This window comes from Micromonospora endophytica (genome assembly GCF_003236305.1).
GTDB lineage: Bacteria > Actinomycetota > Actinomycetes > Mycobacteriales > Micromonosporaceae > Micromonospora > Micromonospora endophytica.
In genome coordinates this window covers 1-13,692 of sequence record NZ_POTX01000062.1, presented here as the reverse complement: position 1 = coordinate 13,692, position 13,692 = coordinate 1, and the positions used below count along the sequence as shown (strand labels likewise).

Below are 13,692 nucleotides of genomic sequence, written 5' to 3'. Positions count from 1 at the left end.
ATTGACCCGGACATCGCACTACAACTCGCCGCTCTCGCCGGGAATCAGTTCGACCCCACCGACCAGAATCCGGCAAACAGCGGCCTCCCGCGTGCCGAACTCAGCCTGGTCGCCGTCGGATCCGGCGGCGGCTGCTGCGGGTGACCAGCCGCCGCACCACCGACGTCCCCTGCGGTCCCATCGAGACCGGAGGGGACCGCAGGCGCGAGCCGACCGCCCGGGCCAGCGGGTGAGTGTCTCGAACTGCCCGAGAGCGGCTGGGGCGCCCTGATCGGCTGGACGGCAGGGCTGGCCAGGCTCGTCCGCTGCCCCGACCGGCCTGACCGCCACACCACCGTAGTGACGACGCGTTCCGCGTCCTCGGCGGGGTGCCGACCCGCCACATCCGCTACGAAAACCTCAAACCAGCAGTGCGGCAGGTGCTGTTCGGCCGCGGCAGGGTCGAGTTGCAGCGGTGGGTGGCGTTCCGCTCCCACTACGGCTTCCACGCCTTCTACTGCCTGCCCGGCAAGGACGGCGCCCACGAGAAGGGCGGCGTGGCGCACGAGGGCGGCAGGTTCCGCCGCAACCACCTCGTCTCGCCCCCCGCAGGTCGCGTCCCTGACCGAGCTCAACGACCGCCTGGCCGCCATCGACGCGGCCGAGGACGGCCGTCACGTGCACGGCGCGCCAGCCAGTATCGGGTTCAACTTCGCCGCCGAGGCGCCGCTGCTGCATCCGCTGCCGGCTGATCGCATCACTGGCATGCTCTGCCTCGTGCTCAGGATCGGACTCAGTGTGGACGCGAGTCTGGCCATGGTCGCGGCCCAGGAAGGCGGACACCGCGCGCACGACGTGTTGGTCGGCCAGTAGAACAGGGCAAGCGGAAGCAGGAGAGGTAGCCAGACGTCACCGTGCGTCACCGGCGACGGTGAACGCCAGCCCAGTGACGTTGGAGTACTTAGTCCGCCGAGGTGAGCAGTAGGATCCCGAAAATGTCCGATCTTGCTGGGCGGTTCGCGCAGCTCGCTGGCGAGTACGACTGCCGGAAGAAGGCGGCGACCGCGCTCGTCGGGGGCTGGCACTGGTACACCTGGCCAGGTCTTGGTCTTCGTCCGTTGCACTTCGAGCGGGACCTGTTGAAGGTTGGCCGCCGGTTGGACGCCAGGCCGCCGGTGGATCGGGATGTTCTGCGTATCGGGGTCGACGCTGAGGGCCGTGTGGTGGTCATCGAGAAGTACAGCGGCTTTCTTCACGGCCGTGTGTGCTTCGAGACGTTCGTCGGTTACGACGGCGATGTGGTCGAGGTTGCGCACTTCGATACGGACGGGCCGGTCTACCTGCACGAGTACCGCTTCGTGGACGGGTTGATGCGCTCGGCCGACATGGTCGCGCGGGGCGGCTCGGGGCGGGAGGCGTACGCATACACCGATGTTCAGTTCGTCGGGTGGGGGTCCTCGGTGAACGCTGTGGCGTGGTCGGTGGCCCACTGCCGGAACGTTCGTGGTGGCGTTCCGAGGATGTCGGCCACCGTGGAGGTGACGTACGCCGGCTGCCCCATCGCGGCGTTCCATGCGGTCAGGAGCATGTCCACCGCGGGGCGCGCGGCTTCCGGGGTTTCGCGCCGGAACTCGTCGGGCGGCAGTTCCTCGAACGCGATCGGGCGGCCCAGGACGTCTCCGATGATGTCTACCTGTTCTGCCTGACTGAGGGATTCGGAGCCGGTCAGGACGTAGTCGCCGCCGGCGTGTCCGTCCTCGTACAGCGTCCGCGCGACGACCGCCGCCACGTCTCGATCGTCGATGGGGGCCGTCTCAGCCGCGCGGTACGGCCACCGGACCGGGCGGTTGGCGCGGATCGCGGCGGCCCACCAGAACAGGGCGTTCGACGCGAACATTCCCGGCCGGATGATCGTCGAGTCGAGTCCACTGTCGGCGATGAGCCGCTCGATCTCGGCGTGCAGCGCGGCCATCGGGTTCGGTTGCCGGAAGAACGGATGCGGGGTCCGGTGCGGCGCGGACAGGTAGACGACCCGCTGTGCGTGGGCGGCCAGCCGGTCGACGACGGCCGCCGCGGTCTGCGGCGGGGCGGTCCAGACCAGGAAGACCGTACTGACGGCGTGCAGCGCGGCGTCGAGCGATTCGGGCACGGTGAGATCGCCGGTGACGACCTCGATGTTGGTGGGCAGCGTCGCCGCCGACTCGGAGCGGCGCACGAGGACGCGGACCGGCACGCCCGCGTCGGTCAGCAGGTCGACCACTGAGCGTCCGACCCGGCCGGTCGCCCCGGTGACGAGCACCGGAGGTCCGTCAACAGGCGTCATGGCAACCTCGCCATCGTCGACGGGGTGCGGCGGGTGTCTGTCTGATTCATGGTTCCCATCAAATCGTTACCGAGTTAAATATGCAACCAGGTAATGGATGTTACCTTGACGGGGTGATCGAACCGGTCGGGCTGCGTGCCCGCAAGAAGGCGCGAACCCGGGACGTGATCGCTGATGCGGCGATCACGCTGTTCCTGGCGCACGGCTTCGACCAGGTGTCGGTTTCCGACATCGCCGCGATGGCCGAGGTGTCGAAGCCGACCCTGTTCCGCTACTTCGCGACCAAGGAAGACCTGATCCTGCACCGGTTCGCGGACCACCAGGGCGAGGCCGCACGCGCGGTACGCGACCGCCAGGCCGACATGGCGCCGATGACAGCGTTGCACCGGCACTTCCGGGCCGGCCTCGATCGCTTTGAGCCGGTCACCGGCCTTAACGATCATCCCGAGGTGGTGGCGTTTCACCGGCTGGTGTTCACCACACCGAGCCTGGCGGGACGGCTCATGCAGTACATGCTCGACGACGAGGACGCGCTGGCCGCCGTCCTCGACCGGGGCATCGGGGCCCGACTACAAGCCGCCCAGGTGATCGCGGTTCAACGCGTACTGGCCCGGACCAACTGGCAGAAGATCGCCGACGGGCGGACCGCACGCGATGTCCAGCCCGAGGCGGTCGCCGACGCGGACCGGGCCTTCACCCAACTACGCCATGGAACGGACAGCTCCTAGCCCCGCTGCGGCAACAGCTCACGATCGACCGCGGCCTGCACCTGCGGCGCACTTGGAAGGCTATCGACGCACTCCTCCTGAAGCACCATGTTCGATACTCACGAGTCCGAGCCGACCAGCGTCGTCAGGCAGGCGAGGCATGGTCGCAGTGGCAGGAGGCCGCCCCGGTTGTCGCGGCACTGATGGAGCAGCCTGACCTGAGGTGAGCGGCGTCGACCGCCGAACAGCCTGCGAGCAGCTCGCCATGCAGCCCAAGCCCGGAGCCGCTCGGCCTCGACCAACGTGGCTCCGATTCGACCAGTCCCGGACGGCCGGGTCGTCGGGCGTCGTACACGGCCCGGTCGCGCTGGGCTGCGTCGAGGGTCGCCAGGAACGCGTCGGCGGCGACGACCTCTTCGGTCGCACCGGCCGGAGTGGGGCGCCGGAGGTGGCGTGGGGCCGGCTGGTCGGGAGCCCTTACGGGCGACCGGAAGCGGCCGGGCCGGCCGTCAGCGCCCCCATCCTGACGGTCGGCCCGGGCTATTGCGGCCCCGCTCGTCCGGCGCCGGGGGCGCGCCGTGCTCAGGCGGCCGGTACGGAGTTGCGCATCAGGAGTCCCGCGAGCACGGTGGCCTGGCGGCGGCTGAGCAGTCGACCGAAGACCTCGGTGCCGATCCGGTTGCCCCAGCCGGCCACGACGCTGGGCGGCGGGTTGCGGCGGTCGAGGGCGGCCAGGGCGGTCCTCACCACCTTGGCGGCGGGCATCCGTCGGGTGCCGCCGTCGGCAGCCTCGCCGGCGACGTCGAAGAACTCGGTCTCGGTGGCCCCCGGCAGCAGGGTCATGACGCGTAGTCCGGTGTTGCGCGACTCGTACCACAGGGCCTCGGTGAAGTTGAGGACGAACGCCTTGGTGGCGCCGTACACGGCCATGGTGGGGTCGGGCTGGTAGGCCGCCACGCTGGCCACGTTGACCAGGAAGCCGTCCCCGCGGCGGCGGAGTCGTTCGATGAAGGTGCGGCTGATCTGCACGACGCTTGTGACGTTGAGGGCGATCTCGGCGGCAAGGCGGTCCGGATCCTCGGTGTGGAACAGGCCGTGGGTGCCGAAGCCGGCGTTGTTCACGATGCTGGTGACTTCGATGCCCCGGCGGTGCAGTTCCTGGTCGAGGACGTCACCGATGTCGGGCGTGGTGAGGTCCAGGGCGAGGGCGGTGGCCTCGATCCGGTATCGGGTGGCGAGTTCGGTGGCGAGGGCGGTGAGCCGTTCCTGGCGGCGGGCGACGAGCACCACGTTCGCGCCCCGGGCGGCGAGTTGGCGGGCGAATTCGGCGCCGATGCCGGCGCTGGCGCCAGTGATGAGGACGGTCTGGTTGCGGTAGTCGATGACGTTCATGAAGGGCCTTCCCCAAGCAATCGCGGTGTAGTGACACCATATGACCTTCTGGCACTGAGTGTCAAATAGGCATCTGGGGTCATGGTGGCTAGACTCGTGCAGAGGAGGCGAGAGCATGAGCAGTGAGGGTCTGTGGAGCCGCACCCGGCGTACGGCGATCGCGGAGATCACCGAGGTCGCGATGGAGCTGTTCCTGGCCAAGGGATTCGAGGCGACCACCTTCGACGACATCGCCGCCGCCTCGGGCGTCTCCCGTCGCTCGGTCCTGCGCTACTTCGGCACCAAGGAGGACATCGTCCTGGGCCGGTTGGCCGATGAAGGGCGCCGGGTCCGAACCGTGCTGGCCGCGCGGCCCGACGACGAACCCCTCTGGACCGCGCTGCTGAACACGATGGTGACCCTCAGCGAGGAACCCGGCGTCGACCGGGAACGGTTGCTCAAGGTCTCGGAGATGATGTACGGCACGCCGTCGCTGCGCGCCCGCAGCGTCGAGAAGCACCTACAGTGGCAGACCGACTTGATTCCCGAGGTCGCGCGGCGGCTCGGCGGCGGTCCCGACGACGACCTGACCACCCTGCGGGCCACCGCTGTCATCGCCGGCGCGGTCGCCTGCCTGGACGTCGCCGGGGAGACGTGGACCCGACGGAAGGGCGTGGTCCCCCTCCGCGACCTGCTGACTGCCGCATTCGACTCGCTGCGGGACGCCACCTGACCCGTCGGCACTGCTCGGCGCGCGCACGTTGGAGCAGCTCGCCGGCCCGCTCGAAGGCGTCGACCGGTCAGCGAGCACCCGCCCCCAGGGAATCGACACCTCCCACCTTCTTGTGGGTGTCGCGGAACTGTCTGGGTGAAGAGCCGACCACGCGACGGAAGGCGGTGCTGAAGGCGCTCTCGGATTCGTAACCGCTGGCGACGGCGAGCTCGGTGATGGAGTGGGTATTGCGGCGCAGCTCGTCCCGGGCCAGGCTCATGCGCCATTGGATCAGGTACTCCAGTGGCGTGGTGCCGACCGCACTCGCAGAGCGGCGCCGATGCCGTCGCGATTGAGGGCTCCGAGCCGGCTGGTGGGCCGGTCGGTCTGCTCGGCATGGGCCCGTCGGCGGACCTCGCGAAGCGGTGCCTGGACACCGTGCTGCGGCTGACGACCCGCATTCACCACAACCCCCGACCGCTGGGCACCGTCAAGAACGCCGCGTACGCGTGGCGGCAGATGCTGTTCTTCCTGTCGCTGTCCACTTGGGAGGAACAGGAAGCCCTCCCGACCTACGCCGAACAGCAGCTGGTCACCCAGCCTGACCACGTGCGGGCCCGGCTGGCGCCGGCCGTGACCGGACTCGCGCACGTGATCAACGGCGGGAAGTTCGACCCGGACGGCAGGGCCGGCACCGGCCAGCGGCTGCTCGGCTGGACCACGACGGAGCACTGGATGCTCGACCCGGGACTGCGGGACTGAGGTCCGGGTGCACCGCCGGTGGGCGATGCGGCAGCGATTCGTGGCTACCAGCGGGTCGGTGAAGTGATCGTATCCGCATGCTCACCGAGGAGATCGGCATAGCTGTCGATGTCCACGGTGTCGTAGTGGCAGCGTGCGAGCAGTCGCTTCAGTCGTTCGGCGATCTCGTCCGGGTCGAGGTCGAGTCGTTCGCACAAGTCACGGTGCGCGTCCAGGAGCGGGTCGGCGATCTCTTCCGGTTCGGTACGGGTGACGTGGTGGGCGTCGCGGAGATGTCCGGACAGGTCGTCCCAGATGACGATGGCCTCTTCGACCAGATCGAGCGCGGTAGGGGTCGCGGGGTGGGCGCACAGGATTTCGACTTCGACGGCCAGGCGGTGCCCGACGGCCTCCACGTCGGAGATCTGCCACCTGCTTCCGGTGGTCACCGCTGCCGCGTCTGTGACGGCGGCGCGGAAGGTGGCGAGGCTGCCGGACGCGTTGGTGGTGTCGAGCATGCCGGCCGCACCGAGCAGCAGGGTGGCGAACAGGCGGTCCCGGACCGCGTGTTCAGCTACCAGGTCGGCGAGTTGGCGGGGTGACAGCCGTTGCACTGCCTGACGGTAGTGGGCGTCGTCGGGCTCGAGGGGAGCGGCGCCGGGTGGTGTCGCCGCGCCGGAGAAGGCGATGCGCGCGTGGAACGCGGTCAGCGCGGTCGCGACCGCGTGCGCGCACAGGTCGTCGTCGGGGATGCCGCAGTCGCAGTCGCCGGTGAAGGCCCCGTCGACGATGCCCACCCACGGCTGGAAGGTGGCGTCGTGGTCGCGTACCACGGCCTGGACACCACCGCCGGCGGGCTCCAGCTCACCGACGTTGTCGTCGGTCAGCAGCCGCGCCGCGGCCTCACCCACCGCTGTGGGGATCGAATCATGAAAAGCCTCAACGTCGATGCGGACCGCCACGGACGCACACCCTACCGGCCGGAAGGAAAGCGGGCGGCGTCGAGCCTGGCCAGGAACATCGCCCCGGCGGCCGTGTTGGCTCAGCCCAGCGCCTCCATCAGGGCGGTGACATAGACATCCAACCGCTTCTCCACGGCTCGCGTCGTCAGCTCTGCCCTGCCTGCCTCCCGCCATGGCCGCGCCACCACCTGCACCTCTTCTGAGCACGCCAGCGCGTCCCGCACCTGCCAGTACAGCCGCTCGCTCGCGGCCGCGGCCAGCTCTCCGCCGGCCTCCTCGTACGCCTGAGCAAACCGTAGGCCCCACGCCGGGCCGTGCAGCAACGCGAGATTTGTGGAGCAGTGCGCCACATCGAGATCCGCCGGGCCCCAGCAGGTCCCTGCCCAGTCGACGACACCGGTGATCCGAGCACCCGCCGGCCCCAGGGGCGACACGTCGAACAGCACGTTGCCGGGTTGGAAGTCCCGGTGCAGGAACCGTCCTTCATAGGGCGGCGCGGGCCTGCGGATCACAGCGATTGCCGCCGCCCATGCCGCCGCATCGGCACCCTTTGGAGTCACGACGGTGTCGGCGGTCGTCAACGCCACATACTTTCGGGGCCGCTCGGCGGGTCGCAACGCGTGGATCGCCACGAGTTGACGAGCCAGCAGAGGAATCCGCGTTTCCAATCCCTCATCGTCGAGGACCGTCCGGCCCGCCACCTGTGTCATCAGCAGCGATGGATACTCGCAATGCGCGGCGGTCGGGTCAACCGCGAGCAGTACAGGAGCCGGAACGCCGGTCCCCATCAGCAGGGACAGGGCCTCGGCCTCCCGATTCAGCCAGTCTTCGGCATGTCCCACGTAGAACGGGTCGACGAAGCTCCGCAGCACCAGATCACGGGTGCTTCCGCCCCGTGTGCCGATGGTCAGCTTCCGCATTTCGGCAGTGATGCCGCCGTGTAGCACCTCGGTCCTGACGATCTGTTCGCCAACCTCCAGATGCCGGCCCACCCAAGCCAACGTCAACGGTCGGACAGCCGCGGCCTCATCGTGGTCGGTCACCATGCCACGGGCCGGTGCGTAACCCGACGACGTCGGCGGCGGGGAGGAGGTGGGCGGCGCGTAGGTCCAGGGCGGCACCTCGGTGGTCACTGCAGGTTCCTTTCTCGTACGGCGGTGAGGAGCCGGTCCACGGCGGCGCGGTCGGGTTGTGGTGGTAGTGCGGTGGTGGTGGCGGTGTCGGTGAGTTCGGCCATCAGGTCGGCGGCCCAGGCGGTGACTGTTTCCCAGGGCAGTTCGCCGCGTCGTACCGCGAGCAGTCGGTCGCGTAGGTGGCGTACGTCGACCAGGATCTGCGCGGTGCGCAGGACGTGGATTCCGGCGGCGAGTAGTCGGATCATGTGCATGGCCTGCTTGTGGTTGGTCTCGCCGGTGCGTTCGCGGCGGGCGGTGACCCGGTTGAGTTGGTCTCGGGCGTAGCCGCCGTAGGTGTCGGCCACCCGCGTGGACAGGAACGCCTGCCGGTGGGCCAGCAGCTCTTGCCCGTCCGCTGTGGTGCTTTCGACCAGCGGGGACCAGAGGACCTCCAGGACCGTGGGGTTGGCCTGCAGAGCGAGTAGGCAGAAGCGTTCGAACTCCCAGGAGAACTGTTCGGCCGCCGGTCCGTCGAGGTGGGTGGGGGGTTTGTCGAGGTGCCAGAACGCGCGGGTCGGCGCCACGTAGACCCCGCGTCGGTCGTAGTCGGAGTCTGGACCGTCGAGGCCGTATGCCCGTGATCCGACCACCACCGCGAGGGCGGTGTGTTGCGCGACAAGCTCCATCACGTCCGGCAACCTACCCAAGCCGCGCCGCGCCGGCGGAGGAGTCGCCGGAGCGGCTGGCCACCCTTCCGGTGCCGGCCACCAGTGGGCTGCGTGCCATCCGTCGATTCGGATCGATACTCGGTAGACGCCTCCTTGTCGTGGGTGCGGGCCGCGCGACGGGCGTGTCACTATCCTCGCGGATATTTGGCATTGTCGCCACTGGAGTGTGTGGATCGTGCGCGCGACACTGAGAAAGAACTGCCCGTCCCGGCGTATCGAGCACTCGTAATCACAATGAGGAACATCAACATGACTTATTCGATGAAGGCCGTCGTGCTCGCCCGTTTCGGCGGGGCCGATGCTTTCGAGTTGCGCGACGTCTCCGTACCGCGAGTCGAATCCCGCCAGGTGCGGGTGCGCGTCCATGCGACCGCCGTCAACCCGCTCGACTATCAGATCCGTCGCGGAGACTACGCCGATCACGTACCGCTCCCGGCGATCATCGGGCACGACATCTCCGGCGTGGTCGAGGAAGTCGGATCCCACGTGACCGAGTTCCGCGTCGGCGATGCGGTGTACTACACGCCCCGGATCTTCGGCGGCCCCGGTTCCTACGCCGAGCAGCACGTCGCCGACGTCGACCTCGTCGGCCGGAAGCCGGAGAACCTCACGCACCTGGAGGCGGCGAGCCTGACTCTCGTCGGTGGAACGGTCTGGGAGGCCCTGGTGACGCGCGCCCAGCTCACCGTGGGGGAGACGATCCTCATTCATGGCGGCACGGGCGGCGTCGGCACGATCGCGATCCAGATCGCGAAGGCGATCGGCGCACGGGTGATCGTCACCGCGAGAGCCGGTGACCATGAGTTCGTGCGCTCTCTCGGGGCGGATTCGGCGATCGACTTCACCTCGACGGACTACGTCGATGCCGTGGCCGAGATGACGCAAGGCAAGGGGGTCGATGTGGTATTCGACACGATCGGTGGCGACACACTCACCCGAAGCCCGCTGACGCTCGCCGACTTCGGACGCGTCGTCAGCATCGTCGACATCGCGCAGCCGCAGAACCTCATCGAGGCGTGGGGCAGGAACGCCGCCTATCACTTCGTCTTCACCCGACAGAACCGAGGAAAGCTGGACGCGCTCACCGGGCTGGTCGAGCGCGGTCTCGTGAAGCCGGTCATCGGCGCGACTATTCCGCTCGCGCGAATGGGCGAGGCTCATGAACTCCTGGAGAACAGGCGGTCGTACGCACTCCGCGGCAAGGTCGCGATCGATGTGGCGGGTGAAACCGTTGCGCTTCCCCCTCGCATCTCGTAGCGGAACGCTTCCGGCGTTCGGGCGCTGATGGTGGTGGTCAGCTCCGCCCGGAGAAGGTGGCACGGTACTCCGAGGGGGACACCTGCAGGAGCCGGCGGAAATGCAGTCGGAGGTTCGATCCGGTTCCCAGGCCGACCTGGTCCGCGATGCGGTCGACCGACAGCCTCGTGCTCTCCAGGAGTTCGCGGGCGGTGTCGATCCGTGCCCGCAGGATCCACTGCAGCGGGGTGCTGCCGGTCTCTTCGGTGAAGCGGCGCAGGAACGTGCGGGGCGACAGCTGCGCGTGCGCGGCGAGTCCGGCGATCGTGAGCTGCTGGTCGAGCCGCGCCATAGCCCATTCGCGCGTCGCGGCGAGGGTTTCGCCATGAACCGCCGAACCGGTCTTCGGCAAGTACTGGGCCTGACCCCCGGACCGGTAGGGCGCGGTGACGAGTCCTCGGGCGATCTCGTTCGCGGCGCCCACGCCGAGGTCGCGCCGCACGATGTGCAGGCACAGGTCGAGCCCGGCGGCGGCCCCCGCCGAGGTGAGGATGGATCCCTCGTCGACGAAGAGCACGTTCGGCTCGACCGTGATCTGCGGATACCGCTCCGCGAGCTTCTCCGCCGCATCCCAGTGCGTCGTCGCCCGCAGGCCGTCGAGCAGGCCGGAATCCGCGAGGGCGAACGCGCCATAACAGATCGACGCGATGCGTACCCCGCGCGATGCGGCGCTCCGGAGCGCTTCGCGCACCTCCACCGGTATCGGCCGACCCGCCGGAGCGTATCCCGGAACGACGACAGTGTCTGCGGCGTCCAGTGCGTCCAGGCCCTGCGGGACCGCGTATCCGAAGCCCCCGTGGGACGGCACCGTGCCGGCAGTGACCCCGCAGGTCGACACCGCGTAGGGGAACCCCGACTCCGGATGGAACACCTCCGCCGGAATCCCGACGTCCAGCGGGAGCGCCCCGTCGAGCACGAGGACCACCACCTGATGCGGTCGCTGCATCACCCGACTCCGATCCGGTCGACGCGTGCCGACCGCGTCATCATCCTCGCAGGTATGGGCATTTCCGCCAGCCGGCCGACGACGGCGGTCACCTTGATCTCGACGCGCATGTTCGGCGCGGCAAGCGTCGCGACACCGATCATGGTCCAGATGGGCGATCGGTCACCCATCCGCTTGCGGAACTGCTCGACCATGACCCTGCCGTGCACCTCGCGGAGGACGTCGGGGGAGACGAGACCTGGAAGGTGGCGGGCGTGGTGCGGATCCGGCCCCGTCAACCCAGTCGATCCAGCTTCTCGCGAGCGGTGGTGTCAGGCCGGGGGGTGAGGACGACGACGCGAAGGTCGGTGGTCCGGGTGGTCAGGACATTGGCGTCCAGCGGGATCAGGCCCACGTCCGGATGCACGGCGGTCTTGTGAGCGCTCTCGTGACTGGCCACCGCGCCGAGGGCCCAGAGGCGGCGGAACCGGTCGTTTCCGGCCATGCGGGTGACCAGCGCCGCCACGTCGGGGTCGTTCGGATAGCGGGCGCTGGTGGCGCGCAGGTCGGCCACCAACGACTGCTCGAAGTAGGCACGCTCCGTGTCGGTCTGGCGGACGCGGGGATTTCGGGATTCGAACTGGACGATCAGGGCGTTGCGATCGTCGGCGGTCGCGCCCACGGGATCGCCGAAGACGGCAGCGAACAGCCGGTTCCAGTGCAGAAGTCGCCACCCGGCGTCGTAGACGGCCGCCGGGATGTCACCGAGGTGGTCGATGACACGGTGCAGGCTGCCGGGGATCAGGCAGGGTATCCGGTCCGGAGCCGCGGCGAAGCCGGCAAGGCGCATCAGGTGCGCCTCCTCGTCGTCGGAGAGTCGTAACGCGCGGGCCAGGGCGGCACACACCTGCGCCGACGGCGTGACGGCCCGGCCCTGTTCGAGGCGTGCCACGTATTCGGGGGAGATGCCGGCCAGCGTCGCCAGCTCGCCGCGTCGAAGTCCGACGACGCGGCGGGGGGACGCGTGCGTGAGACCGACCGCGGCCGGGTTCGTGCGATCCCGCCAGGCCCGCAGCGCAGCGCCGAGGTCATTCATGACCACATGGTCCGCCATCGGTCAGGGCACTGGGTGGTACCAGCGGTACGCGGAAGATCTTTGCCTTCCACCACGGTGGCCCCGCCCGCCAGGATGGGATCATGAGCAGAGTGACCAGGATGAATCACATCGGAGTGCCGGTCAGCGATCTGGCGCGGTCGGTGAGGTGGTACGAAGATGTCCTCGGTATCGCGCCGAACGGCGTGACGATCTCGGCCACGAACCCGGCGATCGGAGCTGTCGTCGAGGTCGAGAACCCGTCGATGCGGGCATCGTTCGCACTGGCCGGCGACAACGTCCTCCTGGAACTCATCCAGTACGATAGCCCACAGCCGAGGCCCTTCACCGGACGCAACTGCGACGTCGGGGTGATGCACCTGTGTTTCGAGGTCGACGACCTCGATGCGGCGTACCGCGACCTGGTGGAGCGAGGCGTGCACGTCAACTCCGATCCGGTCGTGCTTCAGGACGGCGACGGCGTCGAAGCGGGGGCGTTGGCTGGCACGAAGATCCTCTATTTGCGCGATCCGGACGGTATCCAGCTGGAACTGTTCGAACTGCCCTCGTAGGAGCGCCCGTCAGCTCGATCGTTTCGTGGGCGTGGACAGGGAAACCATCCGTCACCGGAGGCCGGCGTCGCGTCGGTGGCAATTACGTACCCGCCGACGTGGTCGCGGTCGCTCCTCGGCCCTGAGGACAACGATCCCGACGATGAGGATGAGGGAGATCGAGACGACGCGAGCATCTTCGTTGACGACCGTTGTACGTGGGCGCCGCGTCGGCGCAGCGATCGCACCACCCACTCGCCCGGGCCGCTCGTGACACCGGCGTCGCGGGCGCGGCGTCACATCCGGCGGTGCTGTCCGGTCCTAGCGGGTGCGTCGGGCAAACGCCCGGTGCCACCGACCGAGACAGGGGTGTGACGACATGAAGATCGCCGTACTGGGCGGTACCGGGCTGATCGGTTCCCAGGTTGTGGTCATGCTCCGCGAGCACGGCCACGAGGCGGTGGCGCTGTCGCCGTCCAACGGGGTGGATCTGCTCACGGGCGAGGGCCTCGACGCTGGCCTCAAGGGCGCCGACGTGGCGCTGAACCTGACGAACTCGACCACCTTCGACGAGAAGTCCGCCGACTTCTTCCGCACGTCGATGGAGAACCTGCTGGCCGCGGCGCAGCGCGAACAGGTCGGCCATGTGGTGATCCTGTCCATCGTCGGGGTCGACCAGGTGCCGGATCCGTACTACCGGGCGAAGGTGCTCCAGGAGAAGATCCTTGCGGCCGGCCCGGTGCCGTACACCATCGTCCGCGCCACCCAGTTCTTCGAGTTCATCGGCGCGATCATGTCCTGGACCAGCGACGACGACACCGTACGGCTGCCCGCCACCCCGGTGCAGCCGATGGCGTCGGCCGACGTGGCGAGGGCGGTGGCCCGGGTGGCGGTCGGCGCGCCGTGTAACGGCATCCAGAACGTCGCCGGTCCCGAGGTGCTCCGGCTCGACGAGTGGGGCAGGGTGGCCCTGGCCGCAACGGGGGACACCCGTACGGTCGTGGTCGACCCCACCGCCGGGATCTTCGGCGTCGTGCCGGGAGACGTGCTGACCGCCCCGCAGGACGCGGTACTCGCCACCACCAGCTACCGGGAGTGGCTTGCCCGCTGACAGCCAGGCCCGGCGGCCGGCACCCGACGGGGTGCCGGCCGCCGGCCGGGTCGGCCGGTGCGGCTCAGCCGGCCGACC

At 69.0% G+C, this 13,692-nt stretch carries 16 protein-coding genes and 1 pseudogene; 8 read left to right on the top strand and 9 right to left on the bottom strand.

All coding sequences use genetic code 11. The features are described from left to right. Positions 1–243 precede the first annotated feature (243 nt). Both C1I93_RS33090 and C1I93_RS32420 read left to right on the top strand, forming a co-directional pair. Positions 244–333, top strand: a pseudogene (locus tag C1I93_RS33090) (DUF5956 family protein); the annotation flags it as partial. Positions 334–657: 324 nt separating this feature from the next. After that, positions 658–852: a hypothetical protein gene (locus C1I93_RS32420; protein ID WP_181445135.1), complete on the top strand. Its 195-nt coding sequence runs from the start codon at positions 658–660 to the stop codon at positions 850–852. A gap of 562 nt (positions 853–1,414) precedes the next feature. On the opposite strand, the gene C1I93_RS11980 is transcribed toward C1I93_RS32420, so the two are convergent. Further along, positions 1,415–2,302, bottom strand: coding sequence for an NAD(P)H-binding protein (locus C1I93_RS11980; protein WP_212808541.1), 888 nt, complete (start codon positions 2,300–2,302; stop codon positions 1,415–1,417). Positions 2,303–2,415: 113 nt separating this feature from the next. On the opposite strand from C1I93_RS11980, the gene C1I93_RS11975 reads away from it, so the two are divergent. Continuing rightward, entirely contained in the window at positions 2,416–3,030 is a 615-nt protein-coding gene (locus tag C1I93_RS11975; protein WP_111243336.1) for a TetR/AcrR family transcriptional regulator, read from the top strand. 561 nt (positions 3,031–3,591) lie between these two features. Here the strand turns inward: C1I93_RS11975 and C1I93_RS11970 are convergent. Beyond that, positions 3,592–4,401 (bottom strand): SDR family NAD(P)-dependent oxidoreductase, encoded by an 810-nt coding sequence (locus tag C1I93_RS11970; RefSeq protein WP_111243335.1) that lies wholly within the window; start codon positions 4,399–4,401, stop codon positions 3,592–3,594. Positions 4,402–4,516: 115 nt separating this feature from the next. Here C1I93_RS11970 and C1I93_RS11965 point away from each other — a divergent pair, with 115 nt between their 5' ends. Next, a complete protein-coding gene (locus C1I93_RS11965; protein WP_111243334.1) occupies positions 4,517–5,113 on the top strand; it encodes a TetR/AcrR family transcriptional regulator in 597 nt (198 codons plus the stop codon). Positions 5,114–5,180: 67 nt separating this feature from the next. Here the strand turns inward: C1I93_RS11965 and C1I93_RS31975 are convergent, their stop codons facing one another. Beyond that, the gene (locus C1I93_RS31975; RefSeq protein WP_249412478.1) at positions 5,181–5,384 is read right to left on the bottom strand and encodes a helix-turn-helix domain-containing protein; all 204 of its coding nucleotides are present in this window, start codon (positions 5,382–5,384) and stop codon (positions 5,181–5,183) included. Positions 5,385–5,395: 11 nt separating this feature from the next. Between C1I93_RS31975 and C1I93_RS31970 the strand changes: the two genes are divergently transcribed. Next, the gene (locus C1I93_RS31970; RefSeq protein WP_212808539.1) at positions 5,396–5,854 is read left to right on the top strand and encodes a hypothetical protein; all 459 of its coding nucleotides are present in this window, start codon (positions 5,396–5,398) and stop codon (positions 5,852–5,854) included. Between the two features lie 44 nt (positions 5,855–5,898). Here C1I93_RS31970 and C1I93_RS32415 read toward each other — a convergent pair whose 3' ends face one another. The 3 genes from C1I93_RS32415 to C1I93_RS11945 form a co-directional block, all read right to left on the bottom strand. After that, positions 5,899–6,744, bottom strand: a complete 846-nt coding sequence (locus C1I93_RS32415) for a hypothetical protein (RefSeq protein ID WP_249412319.1) — start codon at positions 6,742–6,744, stop codon at positions 5,899–5,901. A gap of 131 nt (positions 6,745–6,875) precedes the next feature. After that, positions 6,876–7,928, bottom strand: a complete 1,053-nt coding sequence (locus C1I93_RS11950; RefSeq protein ID WP_212808538.1) for a phosphotransferase family protein — start codon at positions 7,926–7,928, stop codon at positions 6,876–6,878. Beyond that, positions 7,925–8,599 (bottom strand): nucleotidyltransferase domain-containing protein, encoded by a 675-nt coding sequence (locus C1I93_RS11945; protein WP_111243333.1) that lies wholly within the window; start codon positions 8,597–8,599, stop codon positions 7,925–7,927. Before C1I93_RS11945 ends, C1I93_RS11950 begins: the two co-directional genes overlap by 4 nt. Before the next feature lie 288 nt (positions 8,600–8,887). Between C1I93_RS11945 and C1I93_RS11940 the strand changes: the two genes are divergently transcribed. Further along, positions 8,888–9,895: a zinc-dependent alcohol dehydrogenase family protein gene (locus tag C1I93_RS11940; RefSeq protein ID WP_111243352.1), complete on the top strand. Its 1,008-nt coding sequence runs from the start codon at positions 8,888–8,890 to the stop codon at positions 9,893–9,895. A gap of 37 nt (positions 9,896–9,932) precedes the next feature. On the opposite strand, the gene C1I93_RS11935 is transcribed toward C1I93_RS11940, so the two are convergent. The 3 genes from C1I93_RS11935 to C1I93_RS11925 all read right to left on the bottom strand — a co-directional run bounded on the left by C1I93_RS11935 (position 9,933) and on the right by C1I93_RS11925 (position 11,955). Beyond that, positions 9,933–10,880, bottom strand: a complete 948-nt coding sequence (locus tag C1I93_RS11935) for a GlxA family transcriptional regulator (protein WP_111243351.1) — start codon at positions 10,878–10,880, stop codon at positions 9,933–9,935. Beyond that, the gene (locus C1I93_RS11930) at positions 10,880–11,074 is read right to left on the bottom strand and encodes a RidA family protein (protein WP_181445140.1); all 195 of its coding nucleotides are present in this window, start codon (positions 11,072–11,074) and stop codon (positions 10,880–10,882) included. The genes C1I93_RS11935 and C1I93_RS11930 overlap by 1 nt, the downstream gene beginning before the upstream one ends. 80 nt (positions 11,075–11,154) lie before the next feature. Beyond that, on the bottom strand, positions 11,155–11,955 hold the full coding sequence (locus C1I93_RS11925) for a helix-turn-helix transcriptional regulator (RefSeq protein ID WP_111243331.1): 801 nt from the start codon (positions 11,953–11,955) through the stop codon (positions 11,155–11,157). Positions 11,956–12,074: 119 nt separating this feature from the next. On the opposite strand from C1I93_RS11925, the gene C1I93_RS11920 reads away from it, so the two are divergent. Continuing rightward, positions 12,075–12,524 carry a VOC family protein gene (locus C1I93_RS11920; protein ID WP_181445134.1) on the top strand — a complete coding sequence of 150 codons (450 nt, stop codon included), beginning with the start codon at positions 12,075–12,077 and terminating at the stop codon, positions 12,522–12,524. A gap of 358 nt (positions 12,525–12,882) precedes the next feature. Further along, complete coding sequence (locus tag C1I93_RS11915; RefSeq protein ID WP_111243329.1) at positions 12,883–13,614, top strand: SDR family oxidoreductase; 732 nt, start codon at positions 12,883–12,885, stop codon at positions 13,612–13,614. Positions 13,615–13,692: the final 78 nt, after the last annotated feature.

What these genes read in the sequence shown, in the direction of transcription:
- C1I93_RS11980 (WP_212808541.1), bottom strand. Translation starts at nt 2,302, where the DNA reads ATGACGCCTGTTGACGGACCTCCGGTGCTCGTCACCGGGGCGACCGGC.
- C1I93_RS11970 (WP_111243335.1), bottom strand. Translation starts at nt 4,401, where the DNA reads ATGAACGTCATCGACTACCGCAACCAGACCGTCCTCATCACTGGCGCC.
- C1I93_RS11965 (WP_111243334.1), top strand. Translation starts at nt 4,517, where the DNA reads ATGAGCAGTGAGGGTCTGTGGAGCCGCACCCGGCGTACGGCGATCGCG.
- C1I93_RS11940 (WP_111243352.1), top strand. Translation starts at nt 8,888, where the DNA reads ATGACTTATTCGATGAAGGCCGTCGTGCTCGCCCGTTTCGGCGGGGCC.
- C1I93_RS11935 (WP_111243351.1), bottom strand. Translation starts at nt 10,880, where the DNA reads ATGCAGCGACCGCATCAGGTGGTGGTCCTCGTGCTCGACGGGGCGCTC.
- C1I93_RS11930 (WP_181445140.1), bottom strand. Translation starts at nt 11,074, where the DNA reads ATGGTCGAGCAGTTCCGCAAGCGGATGGGTGACCGATCGCCCATCTGG.
- C1I93_RS11925 (WP_111243331.1), bottom strand. Translation starts at nt 11,955, where the DNA reads ATGAATGACCTCGGCGCTGCGCTGCGGGCCTGGCGGGATCGCACGAAC.
- C1I93_RS11920 (WP_181445134.1), top strand. Translation starts at nt 12,075, where the DNA reads ATGAATCACATCGGAGTGCCGGTCAGCGATCTGGCGCGGTCGGTGAGG.
- C1I93_RS11915 (WP_111243329.1), top strand. Translation starts at nt 12,883, where the DNA reads ATGAAGATCGCCGTACTGGGCGGTACCGGGCTGATCGGTTCCCAGGTT.